11 protein-coding genes are annotated in these 16,598 nt (G+C 61.3%); 5 read left to right on the top strand and 6 right to left on the bottom strand.

Annotated features, from left to right (window positions below; genetic code table 11):
* Nucleotides 1-304: 304 nt before the first annotated feature.
* The 5 genes from J3U87_RS03610 to J3U87_RS03590 form a co-directional block, all read right to left on the bottom strand.
* A complete protein-coding gene (locus J3U87_RS03610) occupies nt 305-1,639 on the bottom strand; it encodes a coproporphyrinogen-III oxidase family protein (RefSeq protein ID WP_237381664.1) in 1,335 nt (444 codons plus the stop codon).
* Between the two features lie 25 nt (nt 1,640-1,664).
* On the bottom strand, nt 1,665-2,858 hold the full coding sequence (locus J3U87_RS03605) for an outer membrane protein assembly factor BamB family protein (protein ID WP_237381663.1): 1,194 nt from the start codon (nt 2,856-2,858) through the stop codon (nt 1,665-1,667).
* 369 nt (nt 2,859-3,227) lie between these two features.
* Nucleotides 3,228-4,415, bottom strand: coding sequence for an iron-containing alcohol dehydrogenase (locus J3U87_RS03600; RefSeq protein WP_237381662.1), 1,188 nt, complete (start codon nt 4,413-4,415; stop codon nt 3,228-3,230).
* 102 nt (nt 4,416-4,517) lie between these two features.
* Nucleotides 4,518-5,921: an aldehyde dehydrogenase family protein gene (locus tag J3U87_RS03595; protein ID WP_237381661.1), complete on the bottom strand. Its 1,404-nt coding sequence runs from the start codon at nt 5,919-5,921 to the stop codon at nt 4,518-4,520.
* Nucleotides 5,921-6,997, bottom strand: coding sequence for a phenylacetate--CoA ligase family protein (locus J3U87_RS03590; protein WP_237381660.1), 1,077 nt, complete (start codon nt 6,995-6,997; stop codon nt 5,921-5,923). Before J3U87_RS03590 ends, J3U87_RS03595 begins: the two co-directional genes overlap by 1 nt.
* 829 nt (nt 6,998-7,826) lie before the next feature.
* Here J3U87_RS03590 and J3U87_RS03585 point away from each other — a divergent pair.
* The 3 genes from J3U87_RS03585 to J3U87_RS03575 all read left to right on the top strand — a co-directional run bounded on the left by J3U87_RS03585 (nt 7,827) and on the right by J3U87_RS03575 (nt 12,748).
* The gene (locus J3U87_RS03585) at nt 7,827-10,040 is read left to right on the top strand and encodes a PQQ-binding-like beta-propeller repeat protein (RefSeq protein ID WP_237381659.1); all 2,214 of its coding nucleotides are present in this window, start codon (nt 7,827-7,829) and stop codon (nt 10,038-10,040) included.
* A 71-nt stretch (nt 10,041-10,111) separates the two neighbouring features.
* Complete coding sequence (locus tag J3U87_RS03580) at nt 10,112-11,533, top strand: PQQ-like beta-propeller repeat protein (protein WP_237381658.1); 1,422 nt, start codon at nt 10,112-10,114, stop codon at nt 11,531-11,533.
* A 120-nt stretch (nt 11,534-11,653) separates the two neighbouring features.
* Nucleotides 11,654-12,748: a HupE/UreJ family protein gene (locus tag J3U87_RS03575; protein WP_237381657.1), complete on the top strand. Its 1,095-nt coding sequence runs from the start codon at nt 11,654-11,656 to the stop codon at nt 12,746-12,748.
* Between the two features lie 28 nt (nt 12,749-12,776).
* Here the strand turns inward: J3U87_RS03575 and J3U87_RS03570 are convergent, their stop codons facing one another.
* Nucleotides 12,777-13,490 (bottom strand): NUDIX domain-containing protein, encoded by a 714-nt coding sequence (locus J3U87_RS03570; protein ID WP_237381656.1) that lies wholly within the window; start codon nt 13,488-13,490, stop codon nt 12,777-12,779.
* 139 nt (nt 13,491-13,629) lie between these two features.
* Between J3U87_RS03570 and J3U87_RS35175 the strand changes: the two genes are divergently transcribed.
* Both J3U87_RS35175 and asnB read left to right on the top strand, forming a co-directional pair.
* On the top strand, nt 13,630-14,607 hold the full coding sequence (locus tag J3U87_RS35175) for a zinc-dependent alcohol dehydrogenase (RefSeq protein WP_237381655.1): 978 nt from the start codon (nt 13,630-13,632) through the stop codon (nt 14,605-14,607).
* Nucleotides 14,608-14,666: 59 nt separating this feature from the next.
* Nucleotides 14,667-16,598, top strand: a complete 1,932-nt coding sequence (gene asnB, locus J3U87_RS03560) for an asparagine synthase (glutamine-hydrolyzing) (RefSeq protein ID WP_237381654.1) — start codon at nt 14,667-14,669, stop codon at nt 16,596-16,598.

Below are 16,598 nucleotides of genomic sequence, written 5' to 3'. Positions count from 1 at the left end.
TGCACGCGCACCCAAGTACAAACCGTGAAAGTAACGTCGACCCGAAAAAAAGATATAAGGCGGCCTTCACGAGAAAGGATCCGAATTGGAGACGGCGGATCTAGGGCGGAACGGCAAAGTAAGCCCAGGCCAAGGCATGTAAAAGAAAGGGATCTATAAAATCAGTATTACATCGCAAATTTTTGCCTTTTCCAAGAAAAATCATGTTTTTTTTAATAATAACTGCTCTCGGGGCATGTCACCACACCCCTATAACAGGAAAGAAACCCATTAAGAGCAATATTATACAAGGGTCGCTATGAAATCAGGTATAACGCGACCCGCGGTATTTTTCTTCATAAAAACCGGGCAAAAGACTATCCACCCGAAGCAAACCTTGCCGAGTCAGCCGAATTTCCTCGCCCTCGACATGCGCCATGTCGGTCGCCACCAGATCATCCAAATGATCCGCGAACACTTCTCGGATATCCACGCCATACTTTTCGCGGAACGGGTGCACCTGTAACCGGCCCATCTTGAGTTGAAGCAGGGCTTCGCGTCGAAGTCGATCGGTTTCGCTGGTTTTGAAAGCGCGCCGCAGCGGCGCTTCCCCGGCCTCGATCGCGGCCACATAACGCTCGATGGAGGGATGGTTTTGATAGTGTACTCCGCCGAGATGACCGAAGCTGGAACACCCCAGGGGAATCAAATCGGCACCGTGCCACAGGGCATCGCGATAGACGAACCGGCAGGCCTTGTCCCGTTTGACCATCGTGTAACCGCTCGAAACATCGTAACCAGCTTCGATCAGGCGGCTTATCGCATAATCATGCCAGGCCCGCTTGGTGGCCCAATCGGCAAACACCTCACCGCTCTCGCCTTTCAACAGACCCTGGGAATATTTGGTGTTGTAGGGCAGCTCCATTTGATAGATGGTGATGCTGTCGGGGTCGACCTCGATCGCCTTTTCGATGTTGGCTTTCCAGTTATCCCAGGTTTCGCCGACCATGCCGGCGATCAAATCGATATTGACCTGATCGAATCCCATCTCCCGGATCCAGGGCAGGACGCGATAGATTTCGGTGGAGATGTGGGCCCGTCCGTTGTCGCTGAGGATCTGATCGTCGAAATTTTCCACGCCGAGGCTGAGCCGGGTCACCCCCACTTCGCGAATCGCGGCCAACTTGGCCTGGGTCAGGGTGCCGGGCTCGCATTCGAAGGTGACCTCCTGAACCTCGTCGAAGGGGAATCGCGCTTCGAGCGCACGGAACACGCCGCGCAGGTGGCGCGCACTGATGTACGAAGGCGTGCCGCCGCCCACGTAGATGAACCGCGGTTTGCGGCCGGCGACCGCGGGGTATGCGCTGACGCGTTCGATCTCGCGGGTCACGGCATCCAGGTAGGCTTGGATCTGGCGACTGTTCTTGTCCGTGTAGACCTTGAAATAACAAAACTTGCAGCGTTTTCGACAAAAGGGAACGTGCAGGTAGAGCCCCATCGGCACGTCGGCCTGAACGGGTTGTTGAAATCGGTTCAGCAGATCGGGAACGGCCTCTTCGCCCCAGAAGGAAAAAGGCGGGTAATTCGAAATGAAAACGCTGCCCACTTCGGTTTTTGCGGGCGCGGAGGGACGAGGCGCGGCGTTGCCAGAGGTCTCCATGTGGGGGCACTCCTTGATAGAGAGTTTACAGAGCTTCCTTGGCTTCTACATCATTTTCGGTCGATTCACCGAAACAAAGCAACAAACCGTTTTCCAGGCCGACGACGACGCGACCTCGAGAATAGGCGGGGGAGCCGGCGATGGCGGAGCCCGTGTCGTAAACCCAGATGCGGGTACCTGTCGCACTGTCGAGCACAAACAATCGACCGGACATATCGCCTAAAACCACCTTTTCTCCGATCACGGCCGGGGAAGCATCAATTTTCGCTCTAACAGGGTACGTCCAAATGCCTTTGCCAGTTGCCCGATCGATCCCGTGAATCAACTTGTCACGACCGCCGATGATCACGCGATCCCCGACCAGGGCCGGTGACCCGTAGAACACGAATTGCCGTTCCGGATGCTCGTAGCGCCAGACATCCACCAGGGTCGTGGCATTCAGCTTGACCACCTGATTTTGAAAGGTGCCCAGGTAGATGTGGCTGCCGTCGGTGGCCGGGCTGCTGGCGACATAGCCTCCCAACTCCATTTGCTCCAAGGGCTTGCCATCGTCGGCGTCGTACTGGCGCACCATGCCGTCGCAGCCGGCGATGATGACTTTGTTATTCACGAGCACCGGAGTGGCGTGCACGTACCCGTCGGTTTCGGCCTGCCAAAACAGGTTCCCATCGCTGGGATCGATGCAATAGAGCACGTAATCGTAGGATCCGAAATAAATGCGGCCGTTGGCGAGGTTGGCCGAAGACACGATGCTTCCGCCGGTCTTGTACCGCCAGACGAGGGTACCGAGGCGGGCGTCCAACGCATAGAAAAAGCCGGATTCGTCGCCAAAAAACAGGCGACCCTCGTGGACCAGGGCCGAACTCTTGATTTCGTCGGCGGCGCGAAAGCGCCATTTGAGCGACCCGTCGGAAAGGTTCAGCGCATAAAAAGATCCGTCCATGGAGCCCACGTAGACGACGCCATCCACGATCGCGGGGCTCGATTGAATGTTGCCTTTGGTCTCGAACGTCCAGAGCAGGGCCGGCTCGTCGACCAAATGCCCTTTTACGGCACCGGTCAAGGACGGGTTGGCGCGGTACATGGGCCAATCCTCCGCGACATCCTCAGCCTGGCCCGATGCGGGCAACAACAGGATCATCCCGCTCAGCAGGGCGGCGGCGGAGACCCGAGGAAGGATCCCGTGTATCGCGGCTTGAAAAAGGAAGGATTTGATCACGGGTGCCTACAACTCCAAAGTGGGCTGGATCACGAAAAGGCGACAGTTCTCATTTTATCCATAAACACCTAGTAACATTCAAGTAGCCAGGCTTTTTAATGGAAATTTTCTTACCTGCCCCTCCTTTTCAGGAGAATACCCAAAAAGCCGCCGCCGTACCTTTTCGCGCGCCGGGGCGGTTCTTAATTCGCATGGCCGACCCGGCTCGGAAAGTCCCTCGAAAACGCGCTGGATTCCCGTCGATGATTGGGTTGTTTTCGAGGTGTCATGGGGATTTCCTTCCGAAATGGGGGCGGGTGAACCTGTGTCGCGGCCGGATTTCCGGCAGGTGATCGGTCGACGAGCCATCGCCCGTCGTAACCGGGAGGGTTAGAGGGCCGTTCGATAGAGGTCGAGAAAATCGCCCTTTTCGAGTGGCCTCGGATTGAAGTTTCCCGTCCATTGGGTGGTCGCGTTTTCCGCCAGCTCCTCCAGGTGGTGATCCTCGATGCCGAACATGCCGAGACGGGTGGGCAGACCGGCGGCGTCGAGATACCCGTGGAAGGCCTTCGCCAGCCAATCGCCCGGCGAGGTCGACTCGCCCGGGGTCCAACCGCTGACGCGGGCCAGGTCTTCGTACAACTCGGGCACCACTTGCTGGTTGTAGCGAATGACGTGGGGCAGCATCAGGCCGACTGCGCTGCCGTGGGCCACGTCGAAATGGGCGGTCAGTGGATTACCCGATGCGTGGGCGCCGCCGAGCATCGAGTGTTCGATGGCCATGCCGGCGAAGTGGGCGCCCAGCAACATGTCGCTCCATGCGTCCACCCGATCCTGGACCTGCAACACGGTTTCGAATCGCAGGGACAGAAGCCGCCACCCCTCGCGCGCGAACATTTGCGACACCGGATTGCGGCGGGTGCTGACATAACTCTCCAAGGCGTGGGTCATGGCGTCGGTGCCGGTGGCGGCAATGACGTTGACGGGCAGGCTGCACAACAGTTCGGGATCCAGGATGACGGCCGAAAAGCGCGCCTTGCGGTCACCGCAGGCCATCTTGCGATGGGTTCCCTCCTGGGAGATGAGCGCAAACGACTGGCCTTCGCTGCCGGTTCCGGCCGTGGTGGGGATCCCGATCGAGGGCAACAGCGGCTTTTTAGCCAAGCCGTAACCCCAGTAATCTTCCATGCGACCGCCGTTCGTCAGGAGGAAATTGATGCCCTTGGCGCAGTCCATCGCACTCCCGCCGCCCAATGCGATGATCAAATTCAAGTCACCCAGGTCCTGCGCGAATCGGGTTCCCAACTCGACCGTCGTCGTCGTGGGGTTTTCCACGACGTCGTCGAACTGTGAAACGCGCAAACCGGCCGCTTCGAGGAAACCGCGCGCGGCATCGGCATGTCCCGCCTGGACAAGGCCCGCATCGGTCACCAGGAGCACGTGATCGGCGCCGAGCTCGAAGGCCAGGCGGCCGATTTCGGCCAATCGGCCAGCTCCCGAGACGACCCGCGTGGTGGGCACGAATTCAAAACCGCGATGGGGGTCGAAGGGTTGATACTCGGTATCGTGATGTGTCATAAGCATCCTATTCTCTGGCAAGTTGGCAAAAAGACGTGGTGACGAGAGGGGTCGCCCCCTCCCGAATGGAATAGCTGATCGGAGAGTTCGGCCCCTCTCGTTTCAGACCGGTTCGCGTTGGACAGCGCGTCGCTTGTACAGCAATTCGAACAGGTTGCCCTCGTGCGGCTGGTCCCAGCGGACGCGGTTGGTCGGAATGGCTCCGATGTTGATGCGGTCGATATGGCGACAGTCCAACATGGCTTCGATCAAATCCCGACGCTCGCTCACCAGCGAAAGGGTCAGGGTCGGTCCCAGCCGGGCGGCCATTTCGGATTCGGGCACTTCGCACACCGCGGCGAAGGGAAACAGGTACTCGGCCTTGGCCAGTGGATGATCGGCCCGCTCACACCAAATCAAGGTGGGCAGGAGGAAGGTGCAGCCGTCGCAGGTGACCAGGCGCGGGCCCTTGCGGTATTTGGCGGTCATGTCTTCGGCGCCGCCCTCGGCCAATTGGGCTTCGATGCGCTGGTCCAGCAGTTCGGCCAGTTTGGGGTTGGCGAACGCGGCCAGTTGGGCGGCACCATCGTCCAGGGGACGGGCCTGAATCTCAGCGAGGCGGCGCGCGAGATCGTCGGCCAGAGCCTTCCCATCCCGGGGAACCCAAACGGCCGAGGCGTTCACGCAGGAACGACCGCCATTGGCGGCGATCGCATCCACCAATACATCCATATGGGATTCGCGCCGATCGACGGCCTGGCCGTCCAGCACCATCTTGCTCCAACCCGGGCCGTGGATCTGGATACGGCCCTCGCCCCGCCAGGCGTCGACCGTGCGCGCGTCGCCAAAGAACAGCGCGCGTTGGCAACGCATCAGGATCTCGCCGGCGCCGGTGTGATCGGTGGGATAGAAGCCGAAGGCCTCGGCGGGAAAACCCGCGGAGATCATCGCCTGGGCGATGCGCATCGGGGTCCAGGGCTCCTGGGCTCCGGGTTTGAGAACCACGGGAACCTTCATCGCCAGGGCGGGTACCCACAGCGAATGGACGCCCGGCGAGTTGCTGGGCAGAATCGCGCCGAGTGCGTCGGCCTCGCGGCGATAATCGCGGGTGACCCGATCCAAGTCGACCCCGCGGCTCAAACCGCGCAAAATGTCCGGCATGAGCCGCAACGCCGTGGCGATCTTCTCCATGTTGCGTTCACATAGAACGCGGGGCAAGCCGGTCGTGGCCGATTGGTCGGCCAGAAAGTCGTCGCGGGTCTGGGTGGTGCCCGAGGCTTCGTCCAGGGGCAACTCGGCCTCCAGGAACAGGTCGGCCGCCCGGGCACAGGCGTCGATCAAGGTGGCCATGTCCAGGGCGGCCAGGGTTTTTTGTCGCGCCGCCGAACCCAGCAGGTCGCGGGCGATCAAGCCCCCATTGGCCTGACTCACTTCCGCCACCGGCGCTCCGTTGCGAATGTCGGTCAAGGTCTGGCGCGTCAGGCTCCGGTAGGGTCGTCCCGCGCGCAGGATGGGAAGGTGTTTCATCAATAGACCCCCACGACCACCGACTCCTGGAAGCGGGTGAACAGGCGCAGGCCGCTCACGCCGTCCCAGGGATAGCGATCGATGGGTTCGGCCCGCTCGCCTTCGTCCCGCTCCAGGAAGCGCGGCACGAAGAATTCCTTGGTCAGGGTCGTCAGCATCACCCTGCCGGTCTCGCCGTAATCCACGGTGCGTTCCGGGCGATCGGGATCGACCAGCTCGAACACGGCCCTGGGCAGCGGCGGATAGTAGGTGATGGTGTACCCGTCGCCGGGAACGTGGGGCTTGTGGCACGCCAACCCCATGAGCGTATTGCCGTAGGTGGGCACGAAATCGATGTTGGGGACCAGCTCTTCCTTGGCGAAACGGTGGAATTGGGCGTTCATCTCGGTTCCACCGCAAAAAATGCCGGTGATGCCCAGCGCTTCCAGATCGACCTTCTCGCAGATCGCCTCGAGCAATTTGGGGGTGGTGAACAGGCATTTGATGGTCTTATGGGCCTTGAGCCGGACCAGCGCCTGATCCACGACGTGCTGGCGGTAGGCCATGAATTCCTTGTGGTTCCCGGATTTGATCAATTTGTTCACCCAACGCGGATCCAGGTCGACCATGAAGCAAATGCCGCCGCGATGTTGGGCCAGGTGCTCGATGGCCAGCCTCAGGCGGCGCGGCCCCGTGGGACCGACCATCAGCCAATCGGCCCCCTTAGGAAAGGTCTCGTCGTTCAGCGTTTCACTGAAGAGTTCGTAGTCCACGCGAAAATCGTTGATGTTGATGCGGCATTTGGGAACGCCGGTGGAACCGCCGGTTTCGAACACGGAGACCGGCTGGTTCGCGAAGCCCTGCGGGATCCACTTGCGCACCGGGATGCGGCGCAACCATTCGTCCTGGAAACTCCCCAGCAATTTCAAATCATCGTAGCCGCGAATGCGATCCCTGGGATCGAAATCCAGCTTGGCGGCATACTCCAACCAAAAGGGCGTGCCGGTATCGGGGTCGAAGTGCCAATTCACCACCTCGCGCACCTGAGCATCGAGGCGTTCGCGTCCCTCGGCGACCTTTTCCTGTAACGTCTTCATGCCAAACCCTCTCTCGGAAACAATGTTGAAAACCCTCAAAGAACGGCGTCCTGCGCCACCGCGGGTGCAATCTCGCCCGATCCCAAACGGCCCCGTGAAACGAAGGGCTCTCGGACGCGCCTGAATCCATCACCTGGAACGAAACAGGCCAGGCGGGAAGATCGAACGACTCTCGATTCCCCTGGATCGATTCGCCTGCATGCGGACAACCATGACAACCTCGAAATCCAAATTCATTATGACAAATCCATACCCATCTCCACGGTTTTTGTTGCAAAGCGTCGGCGAAGGCGGCCTGGAGTGAGGACGAGGGATCGGGTTGGATCACCTGTTTCCCAGGCGTCGCCATACGCCGCAACCACTTCAACTTTTGTGATTTAGAATCGTAAGGTCCAAGATACTGCGGTATGATTCACGCTACACAAGCCTTCGATTCCGTTGCGATTGCCACACGATTCTTTGGCGATGCGCCGTGTTCACCATGACGAGGACCGCTTCACCGTCAAACCGACATCGTATTTGCGGAATGCATTCGAGACGACTCCATGCCCCACAGCCCAAACCGGAAATCAAACCCCTCGGCCAATCAGGGCCGACACCGATGGTGTGCGCCACGCGAACCTCGCGGGACGATGAGGGGACGGTTGCCCCGACTGGGCCATTTTTCGGATTCAGCGCGCGTCATTCTCGAGACATGCATCCCGGCGATCCGCAGCCTCGAACGGTCGCGCGCGACAACACATCGCGGGTCACCACAAGCGGGACTCGCAAACGGCTTACCGCTCGAACGAAACAGCACCTCAAATGAATGCAACAGGAGACATCACTTATGAGGCACCTAACAGGCGCGTTGTTGAGTATGTGCTTATTCCTGCACCTCGCCGCGTTCGCGGGCACCGATCAGTGGACCCATTGGCGCGGCGCCAGCCAGCAAGGTACCGCGGAGGCACGCGGACTTCCCTCCACCTGGTCGCAATCCGGTGAAAACCTTTTGTGGCACGCGCCCTACGGGACGCGCACGGCCCCACTCGTCATGGACGGTCACGTCTACCTCATCAACCTGGCCGGTACGGGCGAAACCGCCCAAGAACGCGTCATGGCCTTGGATTTCAACACCGGCAAGGTGGTTTGGGAGCATCGTTTCAACGTGTTCCTGACCGATATCGTGGCCCACCGGGTCGGCAACGCGGCCCTGGCCGCCGATCCCGAGACCGGATACATCTACGCTCACGGCGTTCAGGGCCTGTTCATGTGCCTGGATCGGGACGGGAAACTGGTTTGGGAACACTCCCTGACGGAACAGTTCGGCCGCATTTCCGGTTACGGCGGTCGCGTGCATTCGCCCTTCATCGACGGCGACAAGGTGTTGATCGGCGTCATGAACAGTAGCTGGGGTCCCCACGCCAGACCCAACCACCGTTTTCTGGCGCTCGACAAGAAAACCGGTGAGACCCTGTGGTGGTCGACGACCAGCGGCCGACCCCTGGACACCACCTACTCGATCCCGCTGCTGGCGACGGTGGACGACCAGCGGCTCTTCTTCAGCGGCATGGCCGACGGCACCATTCAGGCCCTTCGCGCCGACACCGGAGAGCTGGTCTGGAGTCATCCCTTCAGCAAACGCGGCATCAACGTATCACCGGCCTACGCGGACGGGCGCGTCTTCATCGGGCACAGCGAGGAAAACCTGGAAAGTGCGGACATGGGCCGCTTGCTGGCCCTCGACGCCGCCACCGGCAAGGAACTGTGGCGGATCGACGGGTTGGCCGTCGGATACAGTTCACCGACCCTGGCCGACAAGCTCCTGATGGTTTCGGACAACTCCGGCAACCTCTACGGGATCGACCCGGCCACCGGTAAGGAGCTCTGGTCCTTCAACTACGGCACGGCGGCCCGCGGCTCGGGAGTCTACGTGGACGGCAAGGTCTACATCGGCGAAATGAACGGGGCCTACCACATCCTGGAAGTCTCCAGAAAAGGGGCCAAACGCCTGGATGAGGAGGTTTTCCGCCAGGAAGACGGCTCACCCATCGAAATCTTCGGATCGCCGGCGGTGGCCCAGAACCGGGTTTTGCTGCCGACCATTCAAGACATTTACTGCATCAGCACCGAGAAAAAGGGGGCCAAGGCCGCCAAGGCACGCCGCGCCAAATCGCAAAAGGCGCCGAAGGGTTCCGGCAAGGCGGCGAGCATTCAGCTCGTACCCGCCGAGACCTGGGTGAGCGCGGGCGATTCGGTATCCTACGAGGTCAAGGCCTTCGACGCCAAGGGACGCACCCTGGGTGAAGTCAAGGCCGAGCTGGCCCTCAAGGGCCTGCCGGGCAAGTTGAGCGGTACCACGTTCACCGCGTCCGCCACCACCAACACCTCGGGTGGGGTGGTCACCGCCAAATACGGCGATCTGGAGACTTCGGCGCGGCTGCGCGTGTTCCCCAAACTTCCCTATACGGAAGACTTCGAGGACTTGAAGGAAGGCGTTCCGCCGGCGGGCTGGATCACCTCCAAATCGAAGAGCCAGGTCGTCGCGTTCGACGGCGGCAAGGTCCTGAAAAAATTGGCCAACAACCCCTATCCGCCCTTCGCGCGGATGCGCAACTACGTCATGCCGCCGTTGCCCGCGGGTTACACCGTTCAGGCCGACATCTACGGCAAGGCCAAGCGCAAGCGGTTCGTGCCGGACATGGGTCTCATCAACTCCCGTTACTTCATGATCATGATGGGCACGGTGCGCAAGCGCGTGGTGCGGTTGGTGACCTGGGACCCCATGCCCCGACTGCAGGTCGACGTTCCCTTCGCTTGGGAAGCCGAGAAGTGGTATTCGGCGAAACTGTCGTACGATATTGTCGACGGCAAGGGCATCGTCCGCGGCAAGGTATGGGAGCGCGGCACGGAAGAGCCCGAGGCATGGACCATCGAGATGACGGACCCCGCCCCGAACACCGGTGGCAGCCCGGGTCTGTACGGCTACTCGGTGGCCATCACCGACACCTCTCCCGGTACCGAAATTTTCTATGACAACGTCAAGGTGGAACAACACCCATGAGGGCGCGCCACCTTACTCCGACCCCCGTCAACGATTCCCGGTTCGGAACAACCGATGAAGTGAGGACATTCATGCACAAGGTTTTCCTTTGCCTTTTGGTCGCGGTGATCGGCACCGCGGCGCCCGCCGCCGATTGGCCGGTATGGGGCGGCGAGTTGCATCGCAACATGGTGAACCATACCGAAAAAGGTATGCCCACCAAATTGGCCGCCAAAGACAATCCCGAGCTCAAATGGGTGGCCCAGCTCGGTTCGCAGAGTTACGGCAACCCGGTCATTTCCGACGGAAAAATCTTTGTCGGAACCAACAACCAGGCCGAGCTCGACCCCAAGATCAAGGGCGACAAAGGGGTGATCATGGCCTTCCGCGAATCGGACGGTGCCTTTTTGTGGCAGATGGTCCATGACAAGCTGAAGGCCGGGCGCGTCAACGATTGGCCGTTGCAGGGCGTCTGTTCCACTCCGCACGTGGTGGGCAAGCGTCTCTACTACGTCAACAACCGCTGCGAGCTGATCTGCGCCGACGTGGAAGGGCTGGCCAACGGCAACGACGGCCCCTACAAGAACGAAACCTACAAGGGCGACAAGCACGGCGACATCATCTGGTCCTACGACATGATGGAAGAGCTGGGTGTGTTTCCCCACAACCTGGCCACCTCGTCTCCCCTGGTCAAGGACGGTCTGGTCTTCCTCGTCACGGGCAACGGCGTCGACGAAGGACACCTCAACCTGCCCTCCCCCATCTCGCCCAGCTTCATCGCGGTGGATGCCGAGACCGGCAAGTTGGTGTGGGAATACGGCGAGCTGGAGAAAGTTCTCCACGGCCAGTGGTCCTCGCCGGCCTACGCGGTCATCAAGGGCAAACCCCAGGTCATTTTCCCCGGCGGCGACGGTTGGGTGTATTCACTGGAGCCCAAGTCCGGAAAGCTGATCTGGAAATTCGACTGCAACCCCAAGGACTCCGTTTGGGAGCTGGGCGGTACCGGTACCCGCAACAACCTGATTTCGACCCCGGTCGTCCACGAGGATCAGGTCATCATCGGTGTCGGCCAGGATCCCGAACACGGATCGGGGATCGGCCATTTCTACGCGATCGACGCCACCAAGACCGGCGACATCACCAAGACCGGCGCCAAGTGGCACTACGGCGGCAAAGAGTTCGGCCGCACCATGTCGACGGCATCCATCCACGACGGCTTGATCTACATCTCCGAACTGGACGGCATTCTGCACGCCGTCGATTTCAAGACCGGCAAGCAGGTGTGGAAACACGATCTGTTCGCCGCCGTGTGGGGCTCGACCATGGTGGTCGACGGCAAGATCTACATCGGTGACGAGGACGGCGACATCTGCATTCTCCAGGCGGGACGCACCCCGAAGGTATTGGGCGAGTTCAACCTGGGCAGTGCGGTCTACACCACGCCTTCCCCAGCGAACGGCGTATTGTACATCGCCAGCCGTTCCAAGCTGTTCGCGTTCAAAGCGGGCAAATGACGGATTGCGGGCCGGGCCCGCGGGTCGGCGGCGTTCCGTCGACCCGCGGGCCCGGTCGTCTTTCCAGCGCTTCTCTTCCCTTTCCGCCGTACTTTTCCCCATGCCCGAGGTACCGACACCATGAAACTCGTCCCCCTTCTGCCGATATTTCTCCTGGCGCCGCTGCTCGTCCAAGCCCACGAATTCACCACCTCCGAAGCGCGCGTCACCTTCGAGGATGGTTCCTTCGTCATCGACATGCAGTGCGATCTCGACGCGCTGGCGCTCGGTGTGCCGCAGTCCAGCGACGATGCGGAGCTCGCGGCCCGGCTGGAATCCATGCACGAGGCGGAGCGGGGTCGACTGCTCGCCAACATGGACGACTTTTTCCAGCGCCGCATTCGCATCCGTTTCGACGATCGACCGGCACCATTTTCCGTGGACATCCAGGCGGCGAACCACCAAAGGGACGACGAAGACATCAGTTATTTGGGTACCTGGGTCCGCTTTACGGGTACCGTGCCCGAAAACAGCGCCAATTTCGGTTTCTTTGCCTCACGCGCCTTTCCTCCCGTGAAGCTCGTCTTTCCCCAGGCCTCCACCTCGATGGGCCCGGTCCTGTTGGCCCAGGGAGAGCGCAGCGCCCCCATTTCCCTCGACCTCACCCGCACGCCCGCCCTGCTCGAAGTGCTCACCCGCTACCTCTACCTGGGGTTCGTGCACATCCTGCCCTTCGGTCTGGACCACATCCTGTTCGTGCTCGGCCTGTTTCTGCTCTGCGGTCGCTGGAAGCCGCTGGTCGCCATGGTGACCGCCTTCACCCTGGCCCACACCCTGACGTTGGGGCTGGCCGCGGCCGATTTGATTCGTCTGCCACCGCAGCCGGTCGAGATCCTGATCGCCGTTTCCATCGTCTACATCGCGGTGGAGAACATCTTCCATAGAAAGGTGAAAGCGACGCACGTGGGCATCGTGTTCGGTTTCGGCCTGTTGCACGGTCTCGGCTTCGCGGGCGTACTCGGTGAGCTGGGCCTGCCGCGCGGCCAATTCATGCCCGCCCTGTTCGCGTTCAACCTGGGCGTCGAACTGGGTCAATTGTCGGTCATCGCCCTGGCCTTCCTGGCGGTGGGTTGGTTTCGCGAGAAAACCTTCTTCCGGCCCCGTCTGGCCGTGCCGATTTCGCTGATCATCGGCGGGTTCGGTCTGTTCTGGTCGGTGGAGCGATTGATCGCCTGAAGACGAGCCGCCCCTGAAATGGGACACCTCAGCCGATGGTTCGCGGGAACAGGTGTTCGCGGTGGTCGGGCCGCAACCGATAGAGCGCGGCACCCCGCGTTCGCGTGGCGAGGGTCTCGCCGGTCTCCTCGAGTATCGCGGCCTCGCCCAGCCGGCGGCGGAAGCTCTTTTTCTCCAAGCGTGTACCCAAGACCAGTTCGAACACGCGCTGGGCCTGTTGGAGGGTGAAGGTCTCGGCCAGCAGATGTAGCGGCAAAGACGAATAGCGGGCTTTGGACCGCAGCCTCGCAACCGCCTTCTCGACCAACAGGTCATGATCGAACGCCAGGGCCAAGGCGTCGAGGTCATCCAGTGCGACCCAGCGAGTCTCATGTTTTTGGTCTACCTGCTGATCTTCCCTCGATTGGGGGTCGAGCAACGACAGGTAGAGACAGGTCACGGACCATCCGCGCGGATCGCGGTCCGCGTTGCCGATGGTCTCGACCTGTTCCAGATAGGACATGCGAATGCCGGTCTTCGCGGCCACTTTTCGGACGACGGTATCGTCGAGGTTCCCATCGACGGCGAGGTCGATGAAACCGCCCGGCAGGGCCCAAGCGCCGTGAAAGGGCATGTGGGCGCGCCGTGCGAGCAGGAGGTGCAAGGTTTCTCCGACCAAGCTGAAGCAAACCACGTCAATGGTGGTCAGGGGCACATCGAAGCGGTGGATGTCGTATTGTTCGAGGAAGCGGGACTCGTCCATGAAAAACCTGTTGACACAATAGTGGCGCTATGCCACTATTCAAACACGCCCAATAGTGGCACAGCGCCACTATCTTATCACATCGCCGCTGCGACCGACACGGCCTATATCGCCCCTACCCTTCCCGCGGAGGTGAACCATGTCCTTCCGAATTTCGCCCTCGCCCGCTCCAACCGTCGAACTTCCCTCCCTGATGTCCGCCGTGGTCGCCAACGGTGCCCACGCCACACTCGCCTCGCGTCCCTTGCCCACACCAGCCGCGGGCGAAGTGCTGCTGCGCGTCGCGCTCGCGGGCGTGTGTCGCACCGATATCGCCGCGGCCAGCGGACTTCTCGGTGTCCCACAGGGCCGCGTTCTGGGTCACGAGTTTGCGGGCATCGTGGTGTCAAAGCACGAGACCCTGCCCCTGGGAACTCGAGTGGCGGTCAACCCGGTCCTTCCCTGCGGCGCCTGCCCGGCCTGCCGGGCACGACCATCCCGGCTTTGTGCACAGCCCAACTATTTGGGTTTGCAGCGAGATGGCGCCTTCGCCACCTTCGTGTCCGTCCCCTCATCCACCCTGCTTCCCATTCCCGATACCCTGCCGTGGCGCCACGCGGCCTACCTGGAACCGGTCGCCGCATCCGCCGCGGTGCTTCAAGCGCACATTCATCCCCGACAAACGGGGCTGATCTACGGCGACAACCGCATTGCCGGGCTCACCCAGCGCATTTTGGCCGCACACGGCTTCGAGCGCATCCACATTCTGGGAACCGGCGATACCGAACTTCCCGCCGATGCTTTCGATTTCGCGGTGGAAACCTGCCCCCAGCCAGATCTTTTGGCACGCCTGCTTCACGCGGTGCGGCCGGAAGGAACCATCGTGCTGAAAAGCCGCGCCGACCGGAATCTCGATCTCCCCCTGGCCTTGGCCGTGCGCCGCAGAATCGTACTGGAACCCGTGTTTTACGGTTGTTTCACGTCGGCTCTGGAGCTGCTGTGCGACAACCGCCTGGATCTGAACGACCTGCTTGGGGAGGCCCTGCCCATCGAAGCGTTCCGGGATGCGTTCGAGCGAGCGGAATCGCGAAAAACGTTTCTGGTCCCCGACCCCGAATTCCCGCTTCATCCCCTTTGATTTCAGGTCGGCTTTGGCCGCAAAACCCCATCCCACCGATCCGCGTGAAGGAGGCAGCCATGTGCGGCATTCTGGGCATCTACTCCCTGGACGGAGGCGCCTCGGCGGCCGATGTGTCGTCCGGTTTGGCCGCTTTGCACCACCGCGGCCCGGACGGGCGCGGTAGCTGGATCGACCCGTCTGGCCGCATCGCTCTGGGCCACACGCGCTTGCGCATCATCGGCGGGGAGAACGGTCGTCAACCCCTTCACAACGAAGACGGTTCCATCAGCGCCGTGGTCAATGGCGAATTCTACGACTTCGAACGCATCCGCTCGGACCTGGAGCGGCGCGGCCACCGCTTCCAAACCCGTTCCGACAGCGAAATCCTGGTACATCTCTATGAGGAAAAGGGCGCGGCCTGCCTGGAGGACCTGCGCGGTGAATTCGCCTTCCTACTTTGGGATGACCGGTATCGGCGCCTGTTCGCTGGGCGCGATCGCTTCGGCATCAAGCCCCTCGTGTACACCCGCTTCCAAAACCGCATCCTGTTGGCGTCGGAGGCCAAAGCTCTGTTCGCCATGGGCCCGGCCCCCGGATGGGACGAGGCATCGTTCCTACAAGCAGCTCATTTCCAGTATCTTCTGCCGGAGCAAAGCCTGTTTCGCGGCGTTCGCCAAGTACGTCCGGGCCACCTGCTCCGCATCCACCAGGACGTCGTCGAAGAGCGCCCTTATTGGGACCTGGACTATCGCCAGACCGGAAACCCCTCGAACGATCATTCCGAGACGCCGATTCAGGATTTCCGTGACGCGCTGAAAGAAGCGGTGACCCATCGCCTGCGAGCCGACGTGCCGGTCTGTTGCCATTTGAGTGGCGGCCTGGATTCGAGCACGGTCGCCGCCCTCGTGAAGCGGGTCCGCGGCACACCGCCCACCTGTTTCACGATTGGCTTCAGTGACGCCGATTACGACGAAACCTCCCTGGCGCGCCAAACCGCCGCCGCTCTCGAAGCCCCGCTGACGGTAATCCCGGTTACCCAACGGGACCTGCTCGAGCGCTTGCCCGACGCGGTGTATTACAGCGAGGGATTGGCCATCAACGGCCACTTGAGCGCCAAGTTCCTGTTGTCTCGCGCCATTCGCGAAGCCGGCTTCAAAGTGGCGCTCACCGGCGAAGGGTCCGACGAGGTGTTGGCCGGCTATCCCCATTTCCGGCTCGACTGGTTGCGTCACCACGCCATGGGTACCGACATGGAGCACCGCCTGTTGGATGCGAATCCAGCCTCCCGGGGCATCATGCTCACCCAATCCGCCGGCTGGCCGCTGGCCATGACCCGACGAACGCTGGGGTTCGTGCCCGCCTTTCTCGAGGCCAAGGCCGCCATGGGCTACCGCCTGCGCGAATTCCTCCGAGACGATCTGCAGGATCGCCATCCCGTCACGACCTTCGAAGCGAACCTGCTTCAATCCTTCGACCTACAGGGCCAACTCGCGGATCGCCACCCGGTCGATCAGTCCAGTTACCTCTGGAGCAAAACCGCGCTGGCCCAGTACATCTTGAAGACGCTCGGCGATGGCGCCGAAATGGCCCACTCCGTCGAGGGGCGGCTGCCCTTTCTCGATCACGTGCTGTTCGATGTGTTGCGGCGACTTCCCCTGGATTGGAAGATCCACCCAAATCGGGTTGGCGGAACGACCGATCTCATCGAGAAACACATCCTGCGCGAATCCATGCACCCTCATTTGACCGCGGAGGTTTACGCCCGCCGCAAGCATCCCTTCATGGCACCGCCGCTGTGGCGAGATCCCTCGGATCGCGCCCACGAGATCGTTCAGGATCGATTGCGAAGCCAAGCCTGCCGGGACCTGCCCTTTTTCGACCATGCCAAGGTTCGGCGGTTCTTGGATCGGTTGCCCCATCGTCGTTTCGAACCCGGATCCGGTCGGGATCCGCTGCTGATGACGTTGCTTTCCGCAACGGCGCTGCAAGAACGCTTTTTCAGGAAATAG

The organism is Sulfidibacter corallicola (assembly GCF_017498545.1).
GTDB lineage: Bacteria > Acidobacteriota > Holophagae > Acanthopleuribacterales > Acanthopleuribacteraceae > Sulfidibacter > Sulfidibacter corallicola.
The sequence above is the reverse complement of the archived record's forward strand: the minus strand, read 5'-3'. Positions and strand labels throughout refer to the sequence as shown.